Consider the following 17,587-nt stretch of genomic DNA (forward strand, 5'->3'; position numbering starts at 1 on the left):
TCGATGGGAACAGTCATGACATCAGCCCCCCTGTCCCCATGTCGTGGAGCTCGGAAACCATCTCGCTAACCGGAGTGGCCTCGCTGCCGCCATCCTTCTCCAGCCTATCCGCTTCGGCGGTCAGCTTGCGGGCCGCAGCCCGGATCCGCCGAGTGTCCTCCTCAATCTTCGGCACGCTCACCTCGTCGATGCGAAGGGCGCTCAGGGTCCGCTCGATGGACTCAATCCGCTGGATGTTGCGGTCGAGGGCCTGCTCTGCTTTCAGGATCTTGTCATAGAGCGCGATCCGGTCGGTCATCTCGGTGGCGTTAACCAGGTCCTGCTGCAGTCCCTTGAGCAGCTTGGTGACGGAGATGACGCGAGCCCGGGTGAAGTCCAGCTCATCGCGCAGTTGCAGCTCGCGGGCCTGGTCGAACAGCTCCTCCGCATCGAGGAACTTGGCATAGCCGCCATGGGTCAGCGCCGGGCGGTCGCCGGGTTGCCACTTATTCGGTGGGTTCTGGTTGCCTTGGTTGCCTACGGACTCCCGATTTCCCTTGTCAAAGCGCCCATCTGGCTGGCGCCCCGAGTTGGTTTTCGAGTTCTGGTCCAAGCTGGCCGGGGTATAAGTGGATGCCGAGGACTTCTCCCCTCTTCGCTCTCCCCCTTTGGCCTTGGCCTCATTCCCCTTGGTTTGCGCACTTTGCGCAGACTGCGTAGTTTTGCGCACTTCGGAATGCGCAGATTGCGCAGCTACGCGAGATTTGTCAGGTTGCGCAGGGGATTGCCCCCGAGATTTCAAATAGCGACGCGCCGAGTTGTAGTTCAGGCCGCGGCTGTCACACCAGTCTTTCGCACTGATGCCGGTCGCTTCATGCTCTTGCAGGAACTCTGCATTGAGCTGTGCCCAGTCGGTCTTTGCCATTTAGAGAGATAGCTCGCCTTCAACGATGGTGTCGCCTGGTGCGGGCTCGTGAGTTGCCGGTACCAGAACGGAGACGCCAGTATTCAGGGTGACCAGGGCCTGACTCCCGTCATACTCCCTCACGTGAGTAACAACCCCGGTCACGGTCACGCCATTAACCACCGCATCGCTCCAGTCCATCGAGATAGTCCAGTAAGTCGGCTGTGGATTCCCCAGAAAGACAAACCCCGCCATTAGCGGCGGGGTTCCATGTCAGCCTGGGTGTGGGTGGCGGGCAGTTCGCTGTTTGGCTTGGAGCTGTCTGGCAACTGACCAGAAGCAGCACCGAAACGCTCAGCAAAACACCCCTGTGGGTCCGCATGATTCTTGTCATAGCGTTCCTGCACCTCCCTTGCCCTCTCCTGCTTAAGCCAACGGCCCAGAAGGGCCGTTAGAATGTCGAGCAGTTGGAGCAAGCTGTTCATGTTATTGCTTCCTGGCTTTCTCAGCCGGCAGGTTCATAGCCAGCTTGTCCAGCACCTTGGTCAGGCCAACCAAGAAGGCCTGCACCTTCCCGATCACCTCATCGTCCCGGGTGGAAGGGGTGACGGCCGCGATCTTGGCCAGCCCCTGCACCACCATGGACGCGCCGCCCACTACAGCCATCAGGATGACAATCCAGTTGATGACCACCTCAACGATGTGTTCCATCGCACTCTCCTCTGCTGTTACCGGTTATCCGGCGATATTGGCAAGGCTTGCGCCTATGCCTCGGACTTCGAGAACTCTGCCGCAGCCATCACAGGCAATTCCCCCACAGGCTTCGGCTCACCGGCGGGCCAGCGGTATGCGGTTACCCGAGAGCGAGGAAACGCCTTCACGTTCACCGCGTCCGCTTGGTTGCCGCCCAATACCAGCAGATTGCCAGCCTTGTCCTGCCCCACTACGAACCCAACGTGTCCGCCACCATCCCGGGAAAACACCACTACGCAGCCTGCCACCGGCTTTTCCAGCTTCTCCCCCCAGGAGGCATAGGAACGCGCACCCTCGAACCGGGTGGACTGAATACCGACCCGCTCTAGGCACGCTCCAACAAAGGCGGCACACCACGGGGTTTCATCATCACGGATGCCACCCCGCTTGATGGCCTTCCACATCGCCACGATCTCGGGGTTGTGTTGGGGCCCCTTAATCTCCGTCAACCCGATATGCCTACGGGCTTCATCTACCCAGCGCATTTTCACCATCACTCCTTCCCTCCCATCCAGCCGGTTGCCCGGCGTTCGTACAGCTCCAGTGCTTTCGACCCCATCAAGCCAGCCAGGCCAGCCATGAAGCCGCACAACGGGAGCGGGGCTGCGATGTACCAGCTCAGCAGCATGGTCAACATCCCGGCGAACCCTGACACCACCACCTGCAGCAGCGCCTCGGCCCATCGGAACTGCCTTCCCTCGCGTTTCACCGTCTGTATGTAGGTCACAAGCCCTCCCCATACGCTCAGCCCACCGAATGCCAGATAGGCGAGCACGCTGTAGTTCTGTGGGTCCTTGTCAGGCGTCATCGCCCCTCCAGAAACGACAAAGCCCGCACGAGGCGGGCCAGAAATGAAAAAGGCCAGGGTCGGTGAGACTCTGGCCATGTTGGGGCAATACTAACGCTGGGACCGTAGGGTTTCAACCATCGGCATTACAAGCTAACCATCGACAATGCCGGACAAGAGCATCGATACGGCTCTAAGTAATGACATCAACGGTATCCATTAATCATCATCATCGTAGTCATCATTCACAGCAGATTGACAACCGCAGTCTTCAATAGGGCCGCCATAGAAATCATCTTTGCCGTCATCATCTTCCCACATTGAAGTGGTGCAATAGCAGTATTGACACTGATAGTGATAGGTAGACATCACAGGACTCCTTTTCTGTGTATCATTGCAACAAAATCGGCCAACTAAGTCACTTAGCCAGCCAAAATCAATGGTAGGGCTCATTAGCATGTATCGCCATAGATTTAACCAACGCCGATTGTGAGCGTCTATTTTTAGTTACCTCGACGCTCTCGTGGCATTGGCTCACCTACTAGCAGTTTTGCCAATTGCGGAATTAGGTAGGCTCGAGCCAGCTCAGGATCCCGGCCCCCCAACCAAGCAACCAAGCAACCAAGCAACCAAGCAACCAAGCAACCAAGCAACCAAGCGTCGTAGTCTTCAGGCGGCACAATGACCAGGCTCCGCTTCTCGTCCCCAAGCTTGTGCATTCGCCGCAACAGCGGGTGCGTGTCGGCGTTGATCGTGAGCTGGGAGAAACTGAAGGTGTAGCCCTGCTCCTCCTGCCATGCCCACCAATGACACCCGAGCGCTGCTGGCCCTGATACCCCAACTACTCCCCCGTATCTGGCGCGGCGAGCAGCGATATCAGAAGGGCGGCGTCATGCTGGCCGACTTTACCCCAGCCGACATGCAGCAGGGCGACCTATTCGCAGCGGAGCAGCAATCCCCCCGCAGCGAGGCACTGATGCAGGTCATCGACAAGATCAATCAGGGGCGGTTGGGAAAGGTCTACTTCGCGGCCCGGGGCCGGGATACCCGGGAGTGGATGATGAAGCGGGAGCAGCTCAGCCCCCGCTACACCACCTGCATCAGCGAGCTCCCCGAGGTGAAGGCATAGCCTTGGAAAGGCGGGCCAACTTTGAGTGCAGGACATTGAGCTTGAAAGATTGTGAACCTTGAGGCGGTTCGGGGTGGATGGCCAGGACCTTGATAAACACTCGCTTTGAGCTTCTCTTGCCCACCTCACGCTTGCAGCTTCTCGACTCCGCCAGCGTCTCCACATAGCGGAGTGACCGGAGATAAATGACCGCCTCGCGGGACACCTCAGCAGGGACACCCAGCCGTTCTGCCACCTCGTGAAAGTCAAAGAAATCGCCCTGGAGCAGCCCCCAACCGGCGACTTGTAGGGCGATAGGTTTCAGCTTGCTTTCCATGCATCCCGCCTAATGAAAAATGAATGTCAAGGTCTCGAATCTGGCCTGAACTCCGAGATACTACTCGGCTCACAGAAAGCAGACTAGCTGACAGTGGACTCATTTTCCCTGTATCCCTTGCGTAACAGGGCATACAGATAAACTCAACCATGAAACCCCCCCCCGTTTTCGCAAGCAAAAAAAGTTATTTAAATTTTCCATCTTCGATCATCAGACTTGCATTTGCCGGATCGGGCGGATGAGAACCCACTCACTGTGAGCGGTCACTAACTCGGGCCCGAACACCCACATTTTATCCACAGCTAATAGGTTATCCACAGATTGCAATCCTGTAACGACCTCACTATCTTGTATTTCGAACACAAAAAGACACTACATATTGTGTCGTTACAGTAACAACCACGAGGAGTATCTCATGCTGAAACACGGAACAACACATAGACGAATCCCGGGCGCACCGCCGCCCATAACCCGGCAAACAAATGGGGGTCCCCATGCCACAACCGAAACGACCACCTGGTCACAACCTCAAACCAACCCAAAATGAAAAAACCACCTTACAGAAACTGATAAGGTGGTTCTTAGAAAAACTCCACATGACCTTACGCGAGGTATTTGTGGGTACATTCATCACGATTTTAGTTGCTGTAGTACAGCCTTACTTAACTGATAGCTCATGGGGTTGCAGCCCCGAGGCCATCAAAGTGCAATACTACCAGCTGTAACAAAGGGCCTTCGGGCCCTCTTTTTTATCACGAAAGATATCGCGAAAAACTCAACCAAAAGTTGAACGTTTTGGTTGCTCAATAATGATCAATTCACTAGCAAAAATCAACCGCGGTTGATGTTTAAATCATACCTAAAAACGATGCAGTGCTAGCCGCCGACCTCAACGAACATTTTTACAATCCATTTTTATTTTTATTTATCAAGATATTACATCCATCGCCTTCGCTAACCCCTACACGAAAGTACCCGCGCCACCGCGATAAAAATCATCTCAAGCAGCCCGCATCTCCCTCACCTGCCTGTCCATCAGCTTGGACATGTCTGACGCCTGATGAAGCACCTCATCAACAGCACGCTCTACAGCCTGACGCATCGGCTCGCCGAATCGGCGGGTCACCATACCCATGTCCGTTATAATGCCCCCAGAGCCGTGGCACTTCGGGCACTCATCCGCCTTGCGGGGGCGGAACCCCGTACCATTGCAGTGAGGGCAACGCCCTGACCGGAGCATCTCGGCGACACAGTGGTCGCGAGCCAACTGCAGGATCCCGTTCCGCTCGGCCAGCAGGCGCTGGTACTCGTGGTCATTGCCACCTCGGTGCGCCCGCTTGGCTTTCTCCATCACCACGGCGGCCCGGCGGCGCTCCTTGTCATAGTGCGGGTGAGACAGCACCAAGTGCTCCAACTGCTCAAGCAGAGGCCGGCGCAGCAGAATAGCCATGGCCATGCCACCGGCCTCGTCGCTGTCCAGCGTGGTGCTGAAGTACGCCAGCAATGACGCCAGGGCCTGCTCGTCCCCCAGGTGGTCGGCCATCAGGAACTGAAGTCCTTGCGGGTTGCTCTTTGCGGCCACCTGCAGGGCTCCCAGAAACTCCTCTCTCCCCAGCGTACTGGAGCGACCAGACGAGGGTTCATGTAGTGCGCCTTTCGGCGAGAAAAGGCGCAGAGCCATTTCGATAGCGTGGGTCATGGTTTGGTCCTCTGGTCTGGGTCCTGATTGAAGGCGGCGAGCAGCCAAGCGCGCAACTGGCCGGATTTGATGTGTTCCGGGGTAACCTCCAGCACGGTCCACCCGAGCAAGGTGGCCTCGTTCATCTTGGCCCGGTCCTCTACGAACCCTCTCCCCCGGGTGTGCCGGCCGCCGGAGTGGATCCCGCCATGGACTTCGAGCGCGATCATGCTGGCCGGCCAAGCGTAGTCGAATCGCCATTTGCGCTTGGGGTGGAATATAAGCTCGGTGACCGGGTCAGGGAGGCCGACAAGCTGAGCCCGCACTCGATTTTGCAAACCCTCTATCTGGAGGACCATGTGCGCCTTTTTGGCTGCGGTCCTGACCTTCGGGCTGCCACCCAGTAACCGGGCCGCATCGAGCGCGGAGAGATGGATCATGCTGCCCTCCCGATGGTGTTCTTGCGCAGTGCAGTGATCTCTCTGGCCACCTGGGCAAGTAGGGTCTCCTCGCTGCCGTGCTCAGCCTGCCAGCTCTTGGGGGCAGCGTGGAAGCCTGTGGGGTAACTGGCACGATGATGCCGGGGGCACAATGGCAGCACTCTGGTGTGCTCGGCGCGCTGGGCCATGCCAGACCCAGAGCGCACGTGATGGATTTCCGCTGGCGTGGCGCCATACCCGGCATTGCGGCAAGCGATACAGCCAAGCGATCTCACATCGTCCAACCACTGCTTATCAGCCTTGGTCTTGCTCATGCAGCCCTCCCGTAGGCGGCCACCCAGTCGAAACCGCGGCGGGAATCATCCCCGAACTTCACGCCTTGCTCAGCACCAAAAGCCTGGGCCAGCTCGATGAGATCGCGCATCTCGCGCACGGTCATCTTGGAGGTGGACTTACCCAGCACCACGAAGCCGTCCCCGCTGAGGTTCGGCACCACGTCCTGCTGGTACAGAGCTGCGGAGAGGACATGCTTCCAGTCCTCCTTGGCGAGCTTGCGGCCGTGCCAGTTCACCTGCTCTGCGATGTCGGTCATGACGGCCCAGAACAGAGCGTTCTGGGCAAGACTCCGGGTCAGCTCCTTGATTTCGATAACCAGCGGCTTGTCCTGGTCAACCGGCAGGCTGGCGACCAGTTGGCTGGCCCGGGTGCGGATGTCGGGGCTGCGGAGGAAATACTTGGGGTAACTCATGCTCACCCCCGTTTGGCTTTGTTGCGGCGCTTGGCGGCGGCACGCTGACGCTGTGCAGCCCGGTCATTGCGCGGGTTGGGGATGCAGAATGAACTGGATGGCGTGAAGCGGATCGGGTCAATCCAAGCCGGAGCGCTGGCCGCCATAACGGCGGCGATTGTCATGGCGAAGCTCATGCTGCCACCGCCTTAGCCGCAACGGCCTCAGTGGTGGGGGACGGCTCGATGCGGTAGTGCCACACCTGCTTGCCGTCGATGACCTGATTGCTGGAATGTTTCACCCAGCCGTGGCAGCAGACTTCGCGCAGGCGGGCGCTGATGGCGGCCTGGGTGTCGGCGTGGCCGTAGCGGCTCCAGCACTCGCGCTCGATGTCGCGCAGGGTACGGGCTTTTCCGTCGCTCATGATCGCAATCACGCGGCCAAGTTGGGTCGCGATGGAGAGATCTCGGGTATGCGGTTTGGTCATGGTCTGGGTCCTTTGGTCAAACGGCCGGGTGGTCTAGGTCCGGCACTGGCAATGGTACGGTGCGCTACACCCCGTGTCACTGGTTGGCAAGGCCCTCCCCTTCGAAGTTATCCACAGCCCCAAATGCATCACCACGCCGCGACACCAGCACTGGCGCACCTCTCAACCGTTCGACCTCCTCCGCCACTCGCTCAGGCGTCGTGTTCTGAGCCAGCCAATGCCCTGCGCCACGCAGCTGGTCGGTGTGCCCCAGCGCATCGATCTCGTCGGCGACCTCGAGCTGCACCCGTTCCCCACACCAGCCCCGCACGGCCGGATACACCGCCACCCGGCAGAATTTCGCGCCCTTGACCGCGGCGATCACATCCGGATTGAACAAATCAGCCATCCCATCCCCCTTTCGCAGGCTTGGCCTTGCTGCGTTCCACTTCTGCAGCGTGTGCCATGCGCGCAACCTCTTGCTGGTCGATATTTGAGATCACCCCATCATGGAACTGGCAGTAAGCGGTTCCCGTCTTACCGCCTCGGTTGAGCCTGACCAGCAACTCCATGACTCCTGCCATCGGGGAAGCCTCGTTATAGACCTCATCGCGATAACAGCCGATCCACACATCGCAATCCTGCTCGATCTGGCCGGTGTCACGGCTGTCGCTGGGAACCGGGCGTTTGTCTGCACGCTGCTCCAGCCCTCGATTGAGCTGCGTCAGCAGGATCACTGGGCAACCCATCTCCTTGGCCAGCATCTTGAGCGCCTTGGTTATCGCGCCGTAAGCCAGATCGTTACGCTCAGCCTTGTCGGCAGTCATCAGCGTCAGGTAGTCCACGGCGATCAGCCCGAGCTGGCCGAACTGGCGCTTCAGCCGGCGACTCTCGCGTACCACCTGATGCACGGTTAAACCAGGCAGGTCTGCAATATGGAGTTTTGAGTTGCCAAGCTCTGCGGCAACGGCGTATGCCTTGTCCATCTTGCACTGGTCGCTCATCGACTTGAGATCCTTGCCCGATACGCCGGACGCTTGCGATACCATGACCTCGAACAGCTCACCCCGTGTCATCTCCAGCGAAAAACCAACCACAGGGAGCTTCTTGACCAGCGACGTGTGGTTACACAGACTCGCCATCAGCGTGGTCTTGCCCATCTTCGGTCGAGCGCCGATACACACCAGCGCCGTAGGGCTGATCCCACCTGGGTAGAGCAACTCATCCAAGGACGCGATCCCCGTGGCATAACCGGTCATCTCCCCTGGGCGGCGGCTTGCCCGGCGATCCAGCTCATCACACCAGTCCCGCACGATTTCGCTGGCGTGTACCGCAATCCCGGTCACACCCCCAGAGCGCTTGGCATCGACCTCAGACAACAGCGACCCCATCGCAGCGAACCGCTCATCGGTGTTGCTGAATCCAGGCTCCATCATCGCCGCGATACAGTCATGCAGCTTGGCAACAGCGAAGCGCCGCTCTGCAGCGCTACGCACCATCCCCCCATAGGTCACGATGTTCGCCGCGCTTGGGGTGTTCTTGGCGATCTCGACTAGGTAGGCAAACCCGCCGGCAACATCGAGCTCGCCGTCCTGCTCGATACGGTGCTGCACTGTCATGATGTCAACCGGCTGCTTGGCGGCGATCAGTTGGGAGATCGCCCCGAAAATGATCTGGTGCGGGCGACTGTAAAAATCGCGTTCAGACAGGCCCAAGTCGTGGAACGAGTCAGCCCGCAGCATCAGCCCGCCCAGCACAGACTGCTCTGCCTCGAAGTTGTGAGGGGGCACAAACCCCATTGCATCACTCGTCATTGAACCGCCCCTCCCGCACGCCCAGATAACACCTCTCGGTCACCAAAAAATCCAAGTTCTTCGGCTTCCAGGCCGACTCGCCATCGCGGCGCGGACGGCTCTCGCACATCCAACGGCAGTTCTTGGCGATGAAATCCAAGTAGGCGCGCCAGCGGGTCTCGTCGAACTTGAACTTGGTCCAGAAGTTCCTGATTTTGGTTTTGCGAGAATCGGTCAGCTCACGGATGGCTGGCATCTCAGGGAGTATTTCGTGGTAAGCATCCAGGATCGCCTGGTATGGTGTATTTTTCACTGGTCGCTTTTCGGGGGTTGCTGCTGGGGGTTCAGCGCAAGCTGATGCCCCATCAGTAGTTGTCTTTACTGTCTTTTGAATAGTGTCTTTTGTGTGTCCCTGTTTTGGTGACACCCTTGTCACGGTTTTGGTGACACTTTTTGTCACTGTATTAGTGACACTGTCACCGTTTTGGTGACACTCAATTTCCCACTCAAAAAGGTTCTTATTGGGACCTATTTCGTGGCCGCTACGAATGACCACCTTCATCGCGATCAGCTCATTTTTTGCCTTGTTTACCTTCTGGCGAGGAAGCTTTGTCAGGTCAGCAATCTGGCTATCACTTATCCGGTCGGTCTTTTTGTTGAAGCCATATGTCTTGCGCGTGATGGCGTGAGCAACCTTCGCCTGGTTACGAGTCAGGTTTGCACCTATCATCGCCTCGTAGAGCTCATTGGCAATGCGGGTATAGCCATCATCAAGGTCTGCCACACGAACCTCCTGTGGGGCACTCTGTGCGCGTCTATCTGGAAACTTCAAAAGCGCCGCCATCTCACACCCCCAGCTCATCAGCAAGCTGGCGCACGGCCAGCTCGTACTCACGCTGGGATAACCCCATTGCTTGCAATTCACGCTTCTTGAGCTCATAGAGCTCCCAGATGGCAACGGATGAGGGGTTAACCATGAGCCACCTCCTGCTCGGTGTACTCACAGGCTGGGCACTCGTAGGCGCGGTCATTGGTGCCGGATTGCAGCTCACTGCCGCACAGCGGGCAATGGTCGAGGTCATGTGGCAAGGGGTGGCCCCCATGGGCCATGGTCGGATTGGTCATTGGTCAGGTCCTGATTCAGTAAGCCTGGTGGTGAGGCAGGCGAATGGTGGTTATGCGCTGGGCTGCGACTCGGCACGTTCAAGGGTGCGGGCTTCGAGCTCGCGGGCCAGGCGAACAGCCTGGCGGTCGGTGCCGGCGGCTTGCGCGGTCGAGATCAGCGGCTCGTCGAGGGCTAGGGCCAGCTCGTGCATGACCGACTTCAGGATGATGTTGTCGCGATCGCTGACATGCTGGGATGCCGGGCGCGGCGGACGGAGTTGCATGGTCATGGGGTTACCTCCCGAGGACAAAGTTGATGAGTTTTTGCAGGGGGCGCAGCGGGCGCTCCTCGTTGTAGACGGCCTCGTCTTCCTGGCTGAACTGGAGCAGGCCGCGCTCGGGCAGACCGGAGCCATCCAGGATCTCCTCGACGGTCACGGGCGGGAATCCCTGCTCGAGCAGGCTTCGATTGGCCCGTTTGACGGCCCTCGCCAATATGGTGGGCTCGTGCTGAGATATGGCCTGGAGCAGGATCAGCAGCGAGGTGCGGGCAAATGCGGTTTCGGTCATGCCACACTCGGCGCCGACTTCCTGCCATACCTGGCGCTGAGCTGGGGTGCCGCGCACCCGCAGCGGGGAGCGGGTGCTCATATTTTCATGATCGGGGAGCGATACTCTTCCCATGGGGTTGGTCCTCTATGTTGGGTGGAAAAGCTGGCCGGTGGTCAGGCGGCCTGCTGGGTAGAATGGTCTTGCTCCTTGATCAGGGGGTAATCCTCCAGGCCCAGCCGCAGCTCGCCGTTGCTGGCGATGACAAAGCTGACTGCATGCTGGGCAGGGATCACCTCCCCCCACTTCACGGCAAGACTGCGGGAAATACCGATCGCTTTCATGGCGCGGGCCATATTGCCGAAATAGCCGATTACTTCATGTTTCTTCATTGGTCTGGGTCCTGTGCATGGTGACATGCAAATGATGTCCTCTATAGAGAACGATGTCAATCTTCAACGTCTCCCAAAGTGATCAGTCAAGGAATTACAATTTAGTCTCTAAAGAGAACAAGAGGTTATTGATGAAAACTTTCGGGCAACGCCTTGAGGAAAAGCTGCAAGAGCTGAATATCAGCATGTCTGAGCTTGCGCGACGTACCGGTTTATCAAAGAGCGTGATCAGCAACACCATCAATAACCCGAATCGTGAAATGCGAGTGTCATCCCTGATTTCCATTGCCAGGGTGCTGAAGGTTGATCCCATATGGCTATACACCGGCCGCAGCAGTGGTGATCTGCTGAACGACATTCAGTTCAACTCGGATAAGGTGCCGGTCTGGACCCTGGCTGACGTGGGAAGTCTGGCAACGGATATGCTGCCGAACATGGATAGCGGGCGGTATGTGGTGGCTGAGAACCAAAGCCACAGCATTGCCATCGAGTCCACAAACGATCACCTCTCAAAATCAGGCATTGTGGCCGGAGATATCTGCATATTCAGCTTGGCCGATCGCACCCCAGAAGAAGGAGCTGTAATGCTGATCAGGCTGGAAAAGAGCGGCCAAGCGCGCCTGCTAAGAGCGATGTCCGGAATTGATGGGTGGGTTTACGGTGTAGATGATCCCAGGCTTGGTACGGTCACATCCAGTGAGGCTATCGTGCTTGGTAAGTTGTCAGAACTGAGACGCAGCGAAATAAAATAAGGAGTAATTGCAGACATGGAGGTTTCTGATGTGCTGTTGTTGGCCGTACTTGGAATAGGTGCCTACGTTTGGTTTAACAACAAGACGAAAACAAAGGATGTGACCACCATACGGGAGAGTCGCACAGTAAAAACTCCAACTGGGCAAGTCACCTACGAAAGGGTTAGGGAAACTGATTCGCGAAGCATGGACTGGAAGAAAGAGGGGGTTGATAGATTCATGAGTGCCAACAAAGGCCAACCATGCTCAGCGCCAAACATTAACCAGAAGGTTGTAACGGACAACACGCCCCAACAAAAGACCCTTATGCCCTCCTCACCTTCCAATGCGGCAGGTAATAACCTGACAACCACTTATCATGACGTCACGCCAAGGGGTGTGACCATAGAGGCGGTGAAGGTCACCAAGATCACCAGCCAGAGCAAGGTTTGCCAGAAGTGCAACAAGTCTCTATCGCGCTCACATTTCAGACCAAACCCAAACAGTAGTGATGGACTGACGAAGTGGTGTTCGCCATGTATGGATCTCTCACATTCTGATGACCGCCACCATAAAACCTGCCCCCACTGCCAAAAGCGCAGGCTCAAAACAAATTTTGACAAGAACAGCAATCAGCCTGACGGGCTAACAAAATGGTGTCGCTACTGTATGGCCGCATCTAAAAAGTAACCGATGATGTAGACCACTTTATGAACCCGCTTCGGCGGGTTTTTTGTTGCTCAAAAAAAATATCGTTTATTTTAGAGATCGATGTTGACCACCCGTTCACTAAAGATTACGATTCTCTCATCGTCCTCTTGAGAGAACGACCAAGACCAAAACAACAAGGGGCAGCGTGGAAGGCGGCCAATCGTGGTGAAGGTCTTGGGTAATGCCACACGAACGGTGAGAGCCCGGGCCGGAGACGTAACCGGCAAACCTCCGGATCTGGCGGAGTAAAAAGCCAGCAAAGAATTGAGTACCACCCGGCAACAGGACCCAGCCCCAACCAGGGCAGCAGTGAAGCGCCTGACCAGCGCGTAAGAACGACAAAGCCCGCACAAGGCGGGCTTCGAAGGACCGGGGACCACCCGGTCAGTGAAAGCTGAGGGACCAACCCCAGCAATCAGGACCCAGCATGACGAATCACGTGGGAATCAGCGAGGACCAACTCGCCAACAGGAGTGAATGTACCATGACCAGACGCCTTTTTTCCAGGGCCGCGAAACGCGCCGACCAGATCGTTGCCGCCATCGCTGACCGACTGAACGGCAACGCCGCCCGCCGCCGAGCCATCAAGCAGCGCCTGCACCTGGCCATGATGGCCACCGAGCGGCACCAGATTGTTGCAGCCCGCGCAGCCCAGAAGCGCACCAACGGCATCACCAAGCGCAGCGCCCTCCTCCACTGGCGCATGCAGTTTCACCGCTCCGCAGTTTGATAACAGGGTCGAGCCCTCCCACGCATAGGGCTCAAGCCAAGACGCATTTAATAGACACCGCGAGTGTGTCTTGGCTTCTTGCAGCCTGAATTCAGGATTGCACTGCTCTTTAACAGCTTGGAACCGGCTCACAACCACGAATCCCGATGCCGGTAGGGATGCGCCGATACCCCGTTCAATCCGGAAGGCGGTGCGTGAACGTGAACGCAGGCCACTGGCAACAGTGGCCAGCCTGGAGCCCCTTGCATCAGGGGGTTGCAGGCTGCGGCCCGGCGGGGCCAGGCACGGCGCGGCTTGTCCGGGCTGGGCAAGGCTCGGCGCGGCAAGGGAGGTGGCGGACCTCGTTAAAAACCGCCCAGCGCCAAGCGCATTCGTTGAGTGTGTTTGGCGCTGTGGCGGGGCGTGGCGCGGCATGGCACGGCGAGGCATGGCGAGGCAAGGTCTGGCGTGGCATGGCAAGGGAGGTGGCGGTCCTCGTTAAAAACCGCCCAGCGCCAAGCGCATTCCCTGAGTGTGTTTGGCCCTGCGGCTTGGCATGGCTTGGCCTGGCTAGGCTAGGCATGGCGCGGCCCGGCAGGGCAAGGGCCCGGAAGGGCACATCAACGAGGACTACACAATGGCAACACTGAAACTGACACTGACGGGCACCACCCCGTTACTGATGCACAGCGACCGCTTTAGCGACCCGCTGGATCCGATGACCAAGGCGCACAAGGCATTGACCTCCAAGCGCAAGAAATCCGACACCGACCACGAGGATATCGCCCGCTCCGAACTACTGGGGGCGATCTACTTCAGCAGGGCCAGTGGCATCCACCTGCCGGGCAGCAACCTGAAAGCCTGCCTGACCGAGGCGGCCAAGCTCAACAAGCTGGGTACCGAATTCAAGCGCAGCCTGCTGGTGCTGGAAGATGAGATCACACTGCGCTATGACGGCCCGCAAGACCCGCAGCAACTGGTAGACACGCCGGGCTTCTCGCTGGCCAAAAGCGTCAAGGTGGGGACCGCACGGGTGATGCGCCACCGCCCGCGCTTCCCTGCTGGCTGGCAACTGGTCTTTCACATCGAATTTGACGACACCAGGCTGGATCGCAGCGAACTGCTGACCGTGCTCGGCAACGCCGGTCGCTATGTGGGCGTGGGCGACTGGCGCCCAGCCTGCGGCGGCACTTACGGCCGCTTCAACGTGGAGGTAGCCGGATGACTCAGGAAGAACAACTGACAGCCTGGGATGCTCTCGGGCTCAACTACGGCGATTTCATCAGTCACGCAGACTTGCGCCGCACGCTGGGGTTGGAACGCCCCTTCCCGGAAAAATACCCCAGCATCCCCGAATACGATGCTGCCCGCGACGAGTATGAGTGGCGGGTGCTGCGTAGCGTCAACGAGTTGCGGGAGCTGCTACTGACCGAGCGCAAAATCTACCTCGACATCAAGCGGGGACACGGTTACGAGATGGCGCACCCGTCCGAGCAGATCGCCATTGCCGCCAAGCAGTACGCCAAGACGCTGGAACGCGAGACCCGCAAGTTGGTCGAGGTCAGCGTCAACGTCAATCTGGATGTGCTGGATACCAGCCAGCGCCACCGCGTCACCCAACAGCAGGATCGCGTCGCCGCCCTGGCCGATTTCATGGGGCGCGGCAAACAACTGACCATCAGCGTGACCAGCGACTAATCAACCACCACAGGACCCAGACCATGAAAAACGCAGATTTACCGGCGATGCCGGTTGTTAATGGCGACAACGAACCTGCTGAGTTTGACCGCCCATTTTACAGAAATAGCAATCTCGCAACCGGACTCACAAAGCGTGAGGCTATCGCCATGCACCTAATGCAAGGTTTGGCATCAAACCCCAGCTGTGGATACACGGATTACAAATACATGGCGTCAGACGCAATCAGAATGACTGATTCTCTTCTCGCTGAGCTGGAGAGGTTGCAGCCATGAAACCACTGACCGAAGCCCAGCTGATGGGCTTTCGCGGCGCAATGGTGCCACCCACCCGCCGCAAGCACCACGTAGACGCAGCCCCATCCGCCGAACAGGCGCGGATGGCCCGCAACAAAGCCGCCACCCGCCGCGCCATCGAGGAGTATCAAGAGCAGCGCGCCCTGCGACTGGAAATGGAGCGTTAACCATGACCAACGAAACCGCCCTGCTCGCCCTGCTGGAGAGCCAGGAGGCCGAGGCCAACGCCAAGGCCGAGTGGGTCGCCGAGTGGATCGCGGCCAACCGTCCCCTGCTACTGGCCGGGGAACTCGATACCGACCTGTCCACCCTACTGGCCGAGGTGAACCACGACCAGGGCCTGCAGCTCAACCAGGCGATGTTCCTGCTGATGACCGAGGGCGATCCTGCCCCGCTGATGCAGCTCACCAAGCAGCTGATGGACGCCGCCCTGGCCGCCCTGGCCAAGGAAGCATGGGGTTATCACCTCGCCGCCCTGCACGACGCCATGAGCGAGGAGCAGTTTGAGCGGTATCAGCACAGGAGCGCAGCATGAACGCCATCGCCGACACCTCCACCGCGCACCCGCTTGGCCGGGTGTTCGGCCTCTCCAACGAGGAGTACCACGCTGGCCCCGGGGTCAGCAAAAGCCAGCTCGACCAGATAGCCGAGAGTCCGGCCACCTATATCTGGGCCAAGAATGCCCCGGTAGATGAGGAGAAGCTCAAGGCCTTCGACATGGGCAGCGCCATCCACTGCCTGCTGCTGGAGCCCGACGAGTTCAAAGACCGCTTCATCATCGCCCCACCGTTCAACCGCCGCACCAATGCCGGCAAGGCAGAAGAGGCCGAGTTCCTGGCCAGCTGCGCAGAGCTGGGCAAGACGGTGATGGATGCCGAAGAGGGACGCAAGCTCTACCTGATGCGCGACAGCGTGATGGCCCACCCGGACGCCCGCTGGCTGCTGGAGCAGGAGGGGCACAGCGAGGCCTCCTTCTACTGGATTGACCCAGAGACCCAGGAGCTGTGCCGGATCCGCCCCGACCGCCACCTGAGCAATCACCCCATCATGATCGACGTGAAGTCGGTTGACGATATGGGGCGCTTCGAGCGCCATGTCGAGGACTTCCGCTACCACGTGCAGGATGCCATGTACTCCGAAGGCTTCCACCGGGTGATGGGCGAGGAGCCGGAATTCGTCTTTCTGGCTGTCAGCACCAGCGTGAACTGTGGCCGCTACCCGGTGCGGGTGCGCCCCCTGACGGATGACTGGAAGGATGCGGGCAAGGACCTGTTCCGCCGCGACCTCCATCGCTTCCACGACTGCCGGGTCAACAACGACTGGCACGACTTCAAACCCCTCCAGCGCCCAGCCTGGGCGACAAGGAAAGCAGCATGAACGACGTATCAAACGTAGAGACTTTGGTGCCATTAGAGGGCAGCTCTGGCCACTTCTTCGCAATGATTGCACCCCAGCTTCGCAGCCAGGGCATTGAGGCCCTTCTGCCGTCAGGCGTGAGCTTTGAGGCTTTTGTGCGGGCCGCCGCCACTGCCATGGCACAGAACCCAGAGTTGGCAAACGCCGACCAAAAGTCAGTCATCCAGTCCCTTATCCGGTGTGCGACACACGGGCTTGTGCCGGACAACCGAGAGGCGGCACTGGTCACCTTCAAGGAGAAGCAAGGCACCAACTTCGTCCTCAAAGCGCAGTACATCCCCATGGTTGACGGCGTGCTAAAGCGCGCCCGCATGAGCGGTCAGATTGCCGTCATTGCCGCCAAAGCCGTGTTTGATGGCGACGCCTTCGATTACTGGATGGACGAGCAAGGTGAACACATCAACTACCGCCCCACCTTCAAAGGCCGGGGCGAGTTCTCACTGGCTTTCGCTTTTGCCAAGCTGCACTCAGGCGAATTGATTGTCGAGGTCATGCCAAAAGAAGATATCGAGCGCGTCAAAAGTGCCAGTAAGACCGGTAATAGCGAATACGGGGCTTGGGCCAAGTGGTACGACAGGATGGCGGTAAAAAGCGTCCTACATCGCCTCGCCCGACGTCTCCCGTCCGCATCAGAACTGGTTACCTTGCTGGAGTCTGGCGATGAGTTCGACTTCTCGCGGCAGCCAGAGAAACCCATCCCAAAGCAAGGCGGCAGCCGCGCCTTGGATGCCATCCGCGGCCAGAGCACCGAACCGATCACCCTGGAGCACGAGCAGGTGGCCGAACCCGCCCAGGCGGACCACGCCAACGCCTACGCCGACCACTGCGCCGCCATCGAGGGGGCATGTGATACCACCGAATGGCAGCAGGCCTACACCACCGCCTGGACCTGGGCCAACGAAACCGGCGACCAGAACATCATCGCAGGTATCAAGCAGATCGCCGGCGAGCGCAAGAAGCAACTCAGTGCCGGGAACGGCGCCCAGCAATAACTCATCAGGCCCGCTCA

The 17,587-nt window shown here is 58.7% G+C and carries 32 protein-coding genes; 11 read left to right on the top strand and 21 right to left on the bottom strand.

Annotated elements, in window-relative coordinates; all coding sequences use genetic code 11:
- Positions 1 to 13 precede the first annotated feature (13 nt).
- The 6 genes from I6L36_RS06305 to I6L36_RS06330 all read right to left on the bottom strand — a co-directional run bounded on the left by I6L36_RS06305 (position 14) and on the right by I6L36_RS06330 (position 2,792).
- Complete coding sequence (locus I6L36_RS06305) at positions 14 to 904, bottom strand: terminase (protein ID WP_216987065.1); 891 nt, start codon at positions 902 to 904, stop codon at positions 14 to 16.
- 233 nt (positions 905 to 1,137) lie between these two features.
- Positions 1,138 to 1,368 (bottom strand): hypothetical protein, encoded by a 231-nt coding sequence (locus tag I6L36_RS06310; RefSeq protein WP_103858392.1) that lies wholly within the window; start codon positions 1,366 to 1,368, stop codon positions 1,138 to 1,140.
- A gap of 1 nt (position 1,369) precedes the next feature.
- Positions 1,370 to 1,594, bottom strand: a complete 225-nt coding sequence (locus tag I6L36_RS06315) for a hypothetical protein (protein ID WP_042880547.1) — start codon at positions 1,592 to 1,594, stop codon at positions 1,370 to 1,372.
- 53 nt (positions 1,595 to 1,647) lie between these two features.
- Entirely contained in the window at positions 1,648 to 2,130 is a 483-nt protein-coding gene (locus I6L36_RS06320; RefSeq protein ID WP_042880549.1) for a TIGR02594 family protein, read from the bottom strand.
- A complete protein-coding gene (locus tag I6L36_RS06325; protein WP_042880552.1) occupies positions 2,130 to 2,444 on the bottom strand; it encodes a phage holin family protein in 315 nt (104 codons plus the stop codon). The genes I6L36_RS06320 and I6L36_RS06325 overlap by 1 nt, the downstream gene beginning before the upstream one ends.
- 198 nt (positions 2,445 to 2,642) lie before the next feature.
- Positions 2,643 to 2,792 carry a hypothetical protein gene (locus I6L36_RS06330; RefSeq protein WP_202040085.1) on the bottom strand — a complete coding sequence of 50 codons (150 nt, stop codon included), beginning with the start codon at positions 2,790 to 2,792 and terminating at the stop codon, positions 2,643 to 2,645.
- A 427-nt stretch (positions 2,793 to 3,219) separates the two neighbouring features.
- Here I6L36_RS06330 and I6L36_RS06335 point away from each other — a divergent pair, with 427 nt between their 5' ends.
- The gene (locus tag I6L36_RS06335) at positions 3,220 to 3,552 is read left to right on the top strand and encodes a DUF4113 domain-containing protein (protein ID WP_234918028.1); all 333 of its coding nucleotides are present in this window, start codon (positions 3,220 to 3,222) and stop codon (positions 3,550 to 3,552) included.
- On the opposite strand, the gene I6L36_RS06340 is transcribed toward I6L36_RS06335, so the two are convergent.
- From I6L36_RS06340 to I6L36_RS06405, 15 genes are all read right to left on the bottom strand, one after another.
- Positions 3,524 to 3,868 carry a hypothetical protein gene (locus I6L36_RS06340; RefSeq protein WP_045789810.1) on the bottom strand — a complete coding sequence of 115 codons (345 nt, stop codon included), beginning with the start codon at positions 3,866 to 3,868 and terminating at the stop codon, positions 3,524 to 3,526. The genes I6L36_RS06335 and I6L36_RS06340 overlap by 29 nt on opposite strands.
- Positions 3,869 to 4,868: 1,000 nt before the next feature.
- Positions 4,869 to 5,549: a TIGR02642 family protein gene (locus I6L36_RS06345; protein WP_254203470.1), complete on the bottom strand. Its 681-nt coding sequence runs from the start codon at positions 5,547 to 5,549 to the stop codon at positions 4,869 to 4,871.
- 14 nt (positions 5,550 to 5,563) lie between these two features.
- Positions 5,564 to 5,986, bottom strand: a complete 423-nt coding sequence (locus I6L36_RS06350; protein WP_216987067.1) for a hypothetical protein — start codon at positions 5,984 to 5,986, stop codon at positions 5,564 to 5,566.
- On the bottom strand, positions 5,983 to 6,300 hold the full coding sequence (locus I6L36_RS06355) for a Ref family recombination enhancement nuclease (protein WP_216987068.1): 318 nt from the start codon (positions 6,298 to 6,300) through the stop codon (positions 5,983 to 5,985). The genes I6L36_RS06350 and I6L36_RS06355 overlap by 4 nt, the downstream gene beginning before the upstream one ends.
- Positions 6,297 to 6,734, bottom strand: a complete 438-nt coding sequence (locus tag I6L36_RS06360) for a recombination protein NinB (RefSeq protein WP_216987069.1) — start codon at positions 6,732 to 6,734, stop codon at positions 6,297 to 6,299. Before I6L36_RS06360 ends, I6L36_RS06355 begins: the two co-directional genes overlap by 4 nt.
- 2 nt (positions 6,735 to 6,736) lie before the next feature.
- Positions 6,737 to 6,910 (bottom strand): hypothetical protein, encoded by a 174-nt coding sequence (locus I6L36_RS06365; RefSeq protein ID WP_216987070.1) that lies wholly within the window; start codon positions 6,908 to 6,910, stop codon positions 6,737 to 6,739.
- The gene (locus I6L36_RS06370; RefSeq protein WP_201955750.1) at positions 6,907 to 7,200 is read right to left on the bottom strand and encodes a hypothetical protein; all 294 of its coding nucleotides are present in this window, start codon (positions 7,198 to 7,200) and stop codon (positions 6,907 to 6,909) included. Before I6L36_RS06370 ends, I6L36_RS06365 begins: the two co-directional genes overlap by 4 nt.
- Before the next feature lie 76 nt (positions 7,201 to 7,276).
- Positions 7,277 to 7,588 carry a hypothetical protein gene (locus I6L36_RS06375; protein WP_223945635.1) on the bottom strand — a complete coding sequence of 104 codons (312 nt, stop codon included), beginning with the start codon at positions 7,586 to 7,588 and terminating at the stop codon, positions 7,277 to 7,279.
- A complete protein-coding gene (locus I6L36_RS06380; RefSeq protein WP_216987071.1) occupies positions 7,581 to 8,993 on the bottom strand; it encodes a DnaB-like helicase C-terminal domain-containing protein in 1,413 nt (470 codons plus the stop codon). Before I6L36_RS06380 ends, I6L36_RS06375 begins: the two co-directional genes overlap by 8 nt.
- Positions 8,983 to 9,756 carry a replication protein gene (locus tag I6L36_RS06385; protein WP_216987072.1) on the bottom strand — a complete coding sequence of 258 codons (774 nt, stop codon included), beginning with the start codon at positions 9,754 to 9,756 and terminating at the stop codon, positions 8,983 to 8,985. The genes I6L36_RS06380 and I6L36_RS06385 overlap by 11 nt, the downstream gene beginning before the upstream one ends.
- Before the next feature lie 61 nt (positions 9,757 to 9,817).
- Entirely contained in the window at positions 9,818 to 9,949 is a 132-nt protein-coding gene (locus I6L36_RS22155; RefSeq protein ID WP_043163244.1) for a hypothetical protein, read from the bottom strand.
- The gene (locus I6L36_RS06390) at positions 9,942 to 10,097 is read right to left on the bottom strand and encodes a hypothetical protein (RefSeq protein WP_216987073.1); all 156 of its coding nucleotides are present in this window, start codon (positions 10,095 to 10,097) and stop codon (positions 9,942 to 9,944) included. The genes I6L36_RS22155 and I6L36_RS06390 overlap by 8 nt, the downstream gene beginning before the upstream one ends.
- A gap of 50 nt (positions 10,098 to 10,147) precedes the next feature.
- Positions 10,148 to 10,366 (bottom strand): hypothetical protein, encoded by a 219-nt coding sequence (locus I6L36_RS06395; RefSeq protein ID WP_216987074.1) that lies wholly within the window; start codon positions 10,364 to 10,366, stop codon positions 10,148 to 10,150.
- 4 nt (positions 10,367 to 10,370) lie between these two features.
- Positions 10,371 to 10,760, bottom strand: a complete 390-nt coding sequence (locus I6L36_RS06400; RefSeq protein WP_216987075.1) for a hypothetical protein — start codon at positions 10,758 to 10,760, stop codon at positions 10,371 to 10,373.
- A gap of 41 nt (positions 10,761 to 10,801) precedes the next feature.
- Positions 10,802 to 11,017, bottom strand: a complete 216-nt coding sequence (locus I6L36_RS06405) for a Cro/CI family transcriptional regulator (RefSeq protein WP_180911589.1) — start codon at positions 11,015 to 11,017, stop codon at positions 10,802 to 10,804.
- 53 nt (positions 11,018 to 11,070) lie between these two features.
- On the opposite strand from I6L36_RS06405, the gene I6L36_RS06410 reads away from it, so the two are divergent.
- The 10 genes from I6L36_RS06410 to I6L36_RS06455 all read left to right on the top strand — a co-directional run bounded on the left by I6L36_RS06410 (position 11,071) and on the right by I6L36_RS06455 (position 17,570).
- On the top strand, positions 11,071 to 11,769 hold the full coding sequence (locus I6L36_RS06410; RefSeq protein WP_202040096.1) for a helix-turn-helix domain-containing protein: 699 nt from the start codon (positions 11,071 to 11,073) through the stop codon (positions 11,767 to 11,769).
- Between the two features lie 15 nt (positions 11,770 to 11,784).
- Positions 11,785 to 12,438 (top strand): hypothetical protein, encoded by a 654-nt coding sequence (locus I6L36_RS06415; protein ID WP_216987076.1) that lies wholly within the window; start codon positions 11,785 to 11,787, stop codon positions 12,436 to 12,438.
- Positions 12,439 to 12,943: 505 nt separating this feature from the next.
- On the top strand, positions 12,944 to 13,189 hold the full coding sequence (locus I6L36_RS06420; protein WP_053288680.1) for a hypothetical protein: 246 nt from the start codon (positions 12,944 to 12,946) through the stop codon (positions 13,187 to 13,189).
- A 616-nt stretch (positions 13,190 to 13,805) separates the two neighbouring features.
- Complete coding sequence (locus tag I6L36_RS06425) at positions 13,806 to 14,393, top strand: hypothetical protein (RefSeq protein WP_111896653.1); 588 nt, start codon at positions 13,806 to 13,808, stop codon at positions 14,391 to 14,393.
- Complete coding sequence (locus I6L36_RS06430) at positions 14,390 to 14,866, top strand: hypothetical protein (protein WP_216987077.1); 477 nt, start codon at positions 14,390 to 14,392, stop codon at positions 14,864 to 14,866. The genes I6L36_RS06425 and I6L36_RS06430 overlap by 4 nt, the downstream gene beginning before the upstream one ends.
- 23 nt (positions 14,867 to 14,889) lie before the next feature.
- A complete protein-coding gene (locus tag I6L36_RS06435) occupies positions 14,890 to 15,141 on the top strand; it encodes a hypothetical protein (RefSeq protein ID WP_216987078.1) in 252 nt (83 codons plus the stop codon).
- On the top strand, positions 15,138 to 15,329 hold the full coding sequence (locus I6L36_RS06440) for a PA3496 family putative envelope integrity protein (protein WP_216987079.1): 192 nt from the start codon (positions 15,138 to 15,140) through the stop codon (positions 15,327 to 15,329). Before I6L36_RS06435 ends, I6L36_RS06440 begins: the two co-directional genes overlap by 4 nt.
- 2 nt (positions 15,330 to 15,331) lie before the next feature.
- Positions 15,332 to 15,697 (top strand): hypothetical protein, encoded by a 366-nt coding sequence (locus tag I6L36_RS06445; RefSeq protein WP_216987080.1) that lies wholly within the window; start codon positions 15,332 to 15,334, stop codon positions 15,695 to 15,697.
- Positions 15,694 to 16,539: a PD-(D/E)XK nuclease-like domain-containing protein gene (locus I6L36_RS06450; RefSeq protein ID WP_216987081.1), complete on the top strand. Its 846-nt coding sequence runs from the start codon at positions 15,694 to 15,696 to the stop codon at positions 16,537 to 16,539. Before I6L36_RS06445 ends, I6L36_RS06450 begins: the two co-directional genes overlap by 4 nt.
- On the top strand, positions 16,536 to 17,570 hold the full coding sequence (locus I6L36_RS06455; RefSeq protein ID WP_216987082.1) for a recombinase RecT: 1,035 nt from the start codon (positions 16,536 to 16,538) through the stop codon (positions 17,568 to 17,570). The genes I6L36_RS06450 and I6L36_RS06455 overlap by 4 nt, the downstream gene beginning before the upstream one ends.
- The last annotated feature ends 17 nt before the right edge of the window (positions 17,571 to 17,587 follow it).

Origin of the sequence: Aeromonas sp. FDAARGOS 1406 (assembly GCF_019048565.1) — a bacterium.
GTDB classification, from domain to species: domain Bacteria; phylum Pseudomonadota; class Gammaproteobacteria; order Enterobacterales; family Aeromonadaceae; genus Aeromonas; species Aeromonas caviae.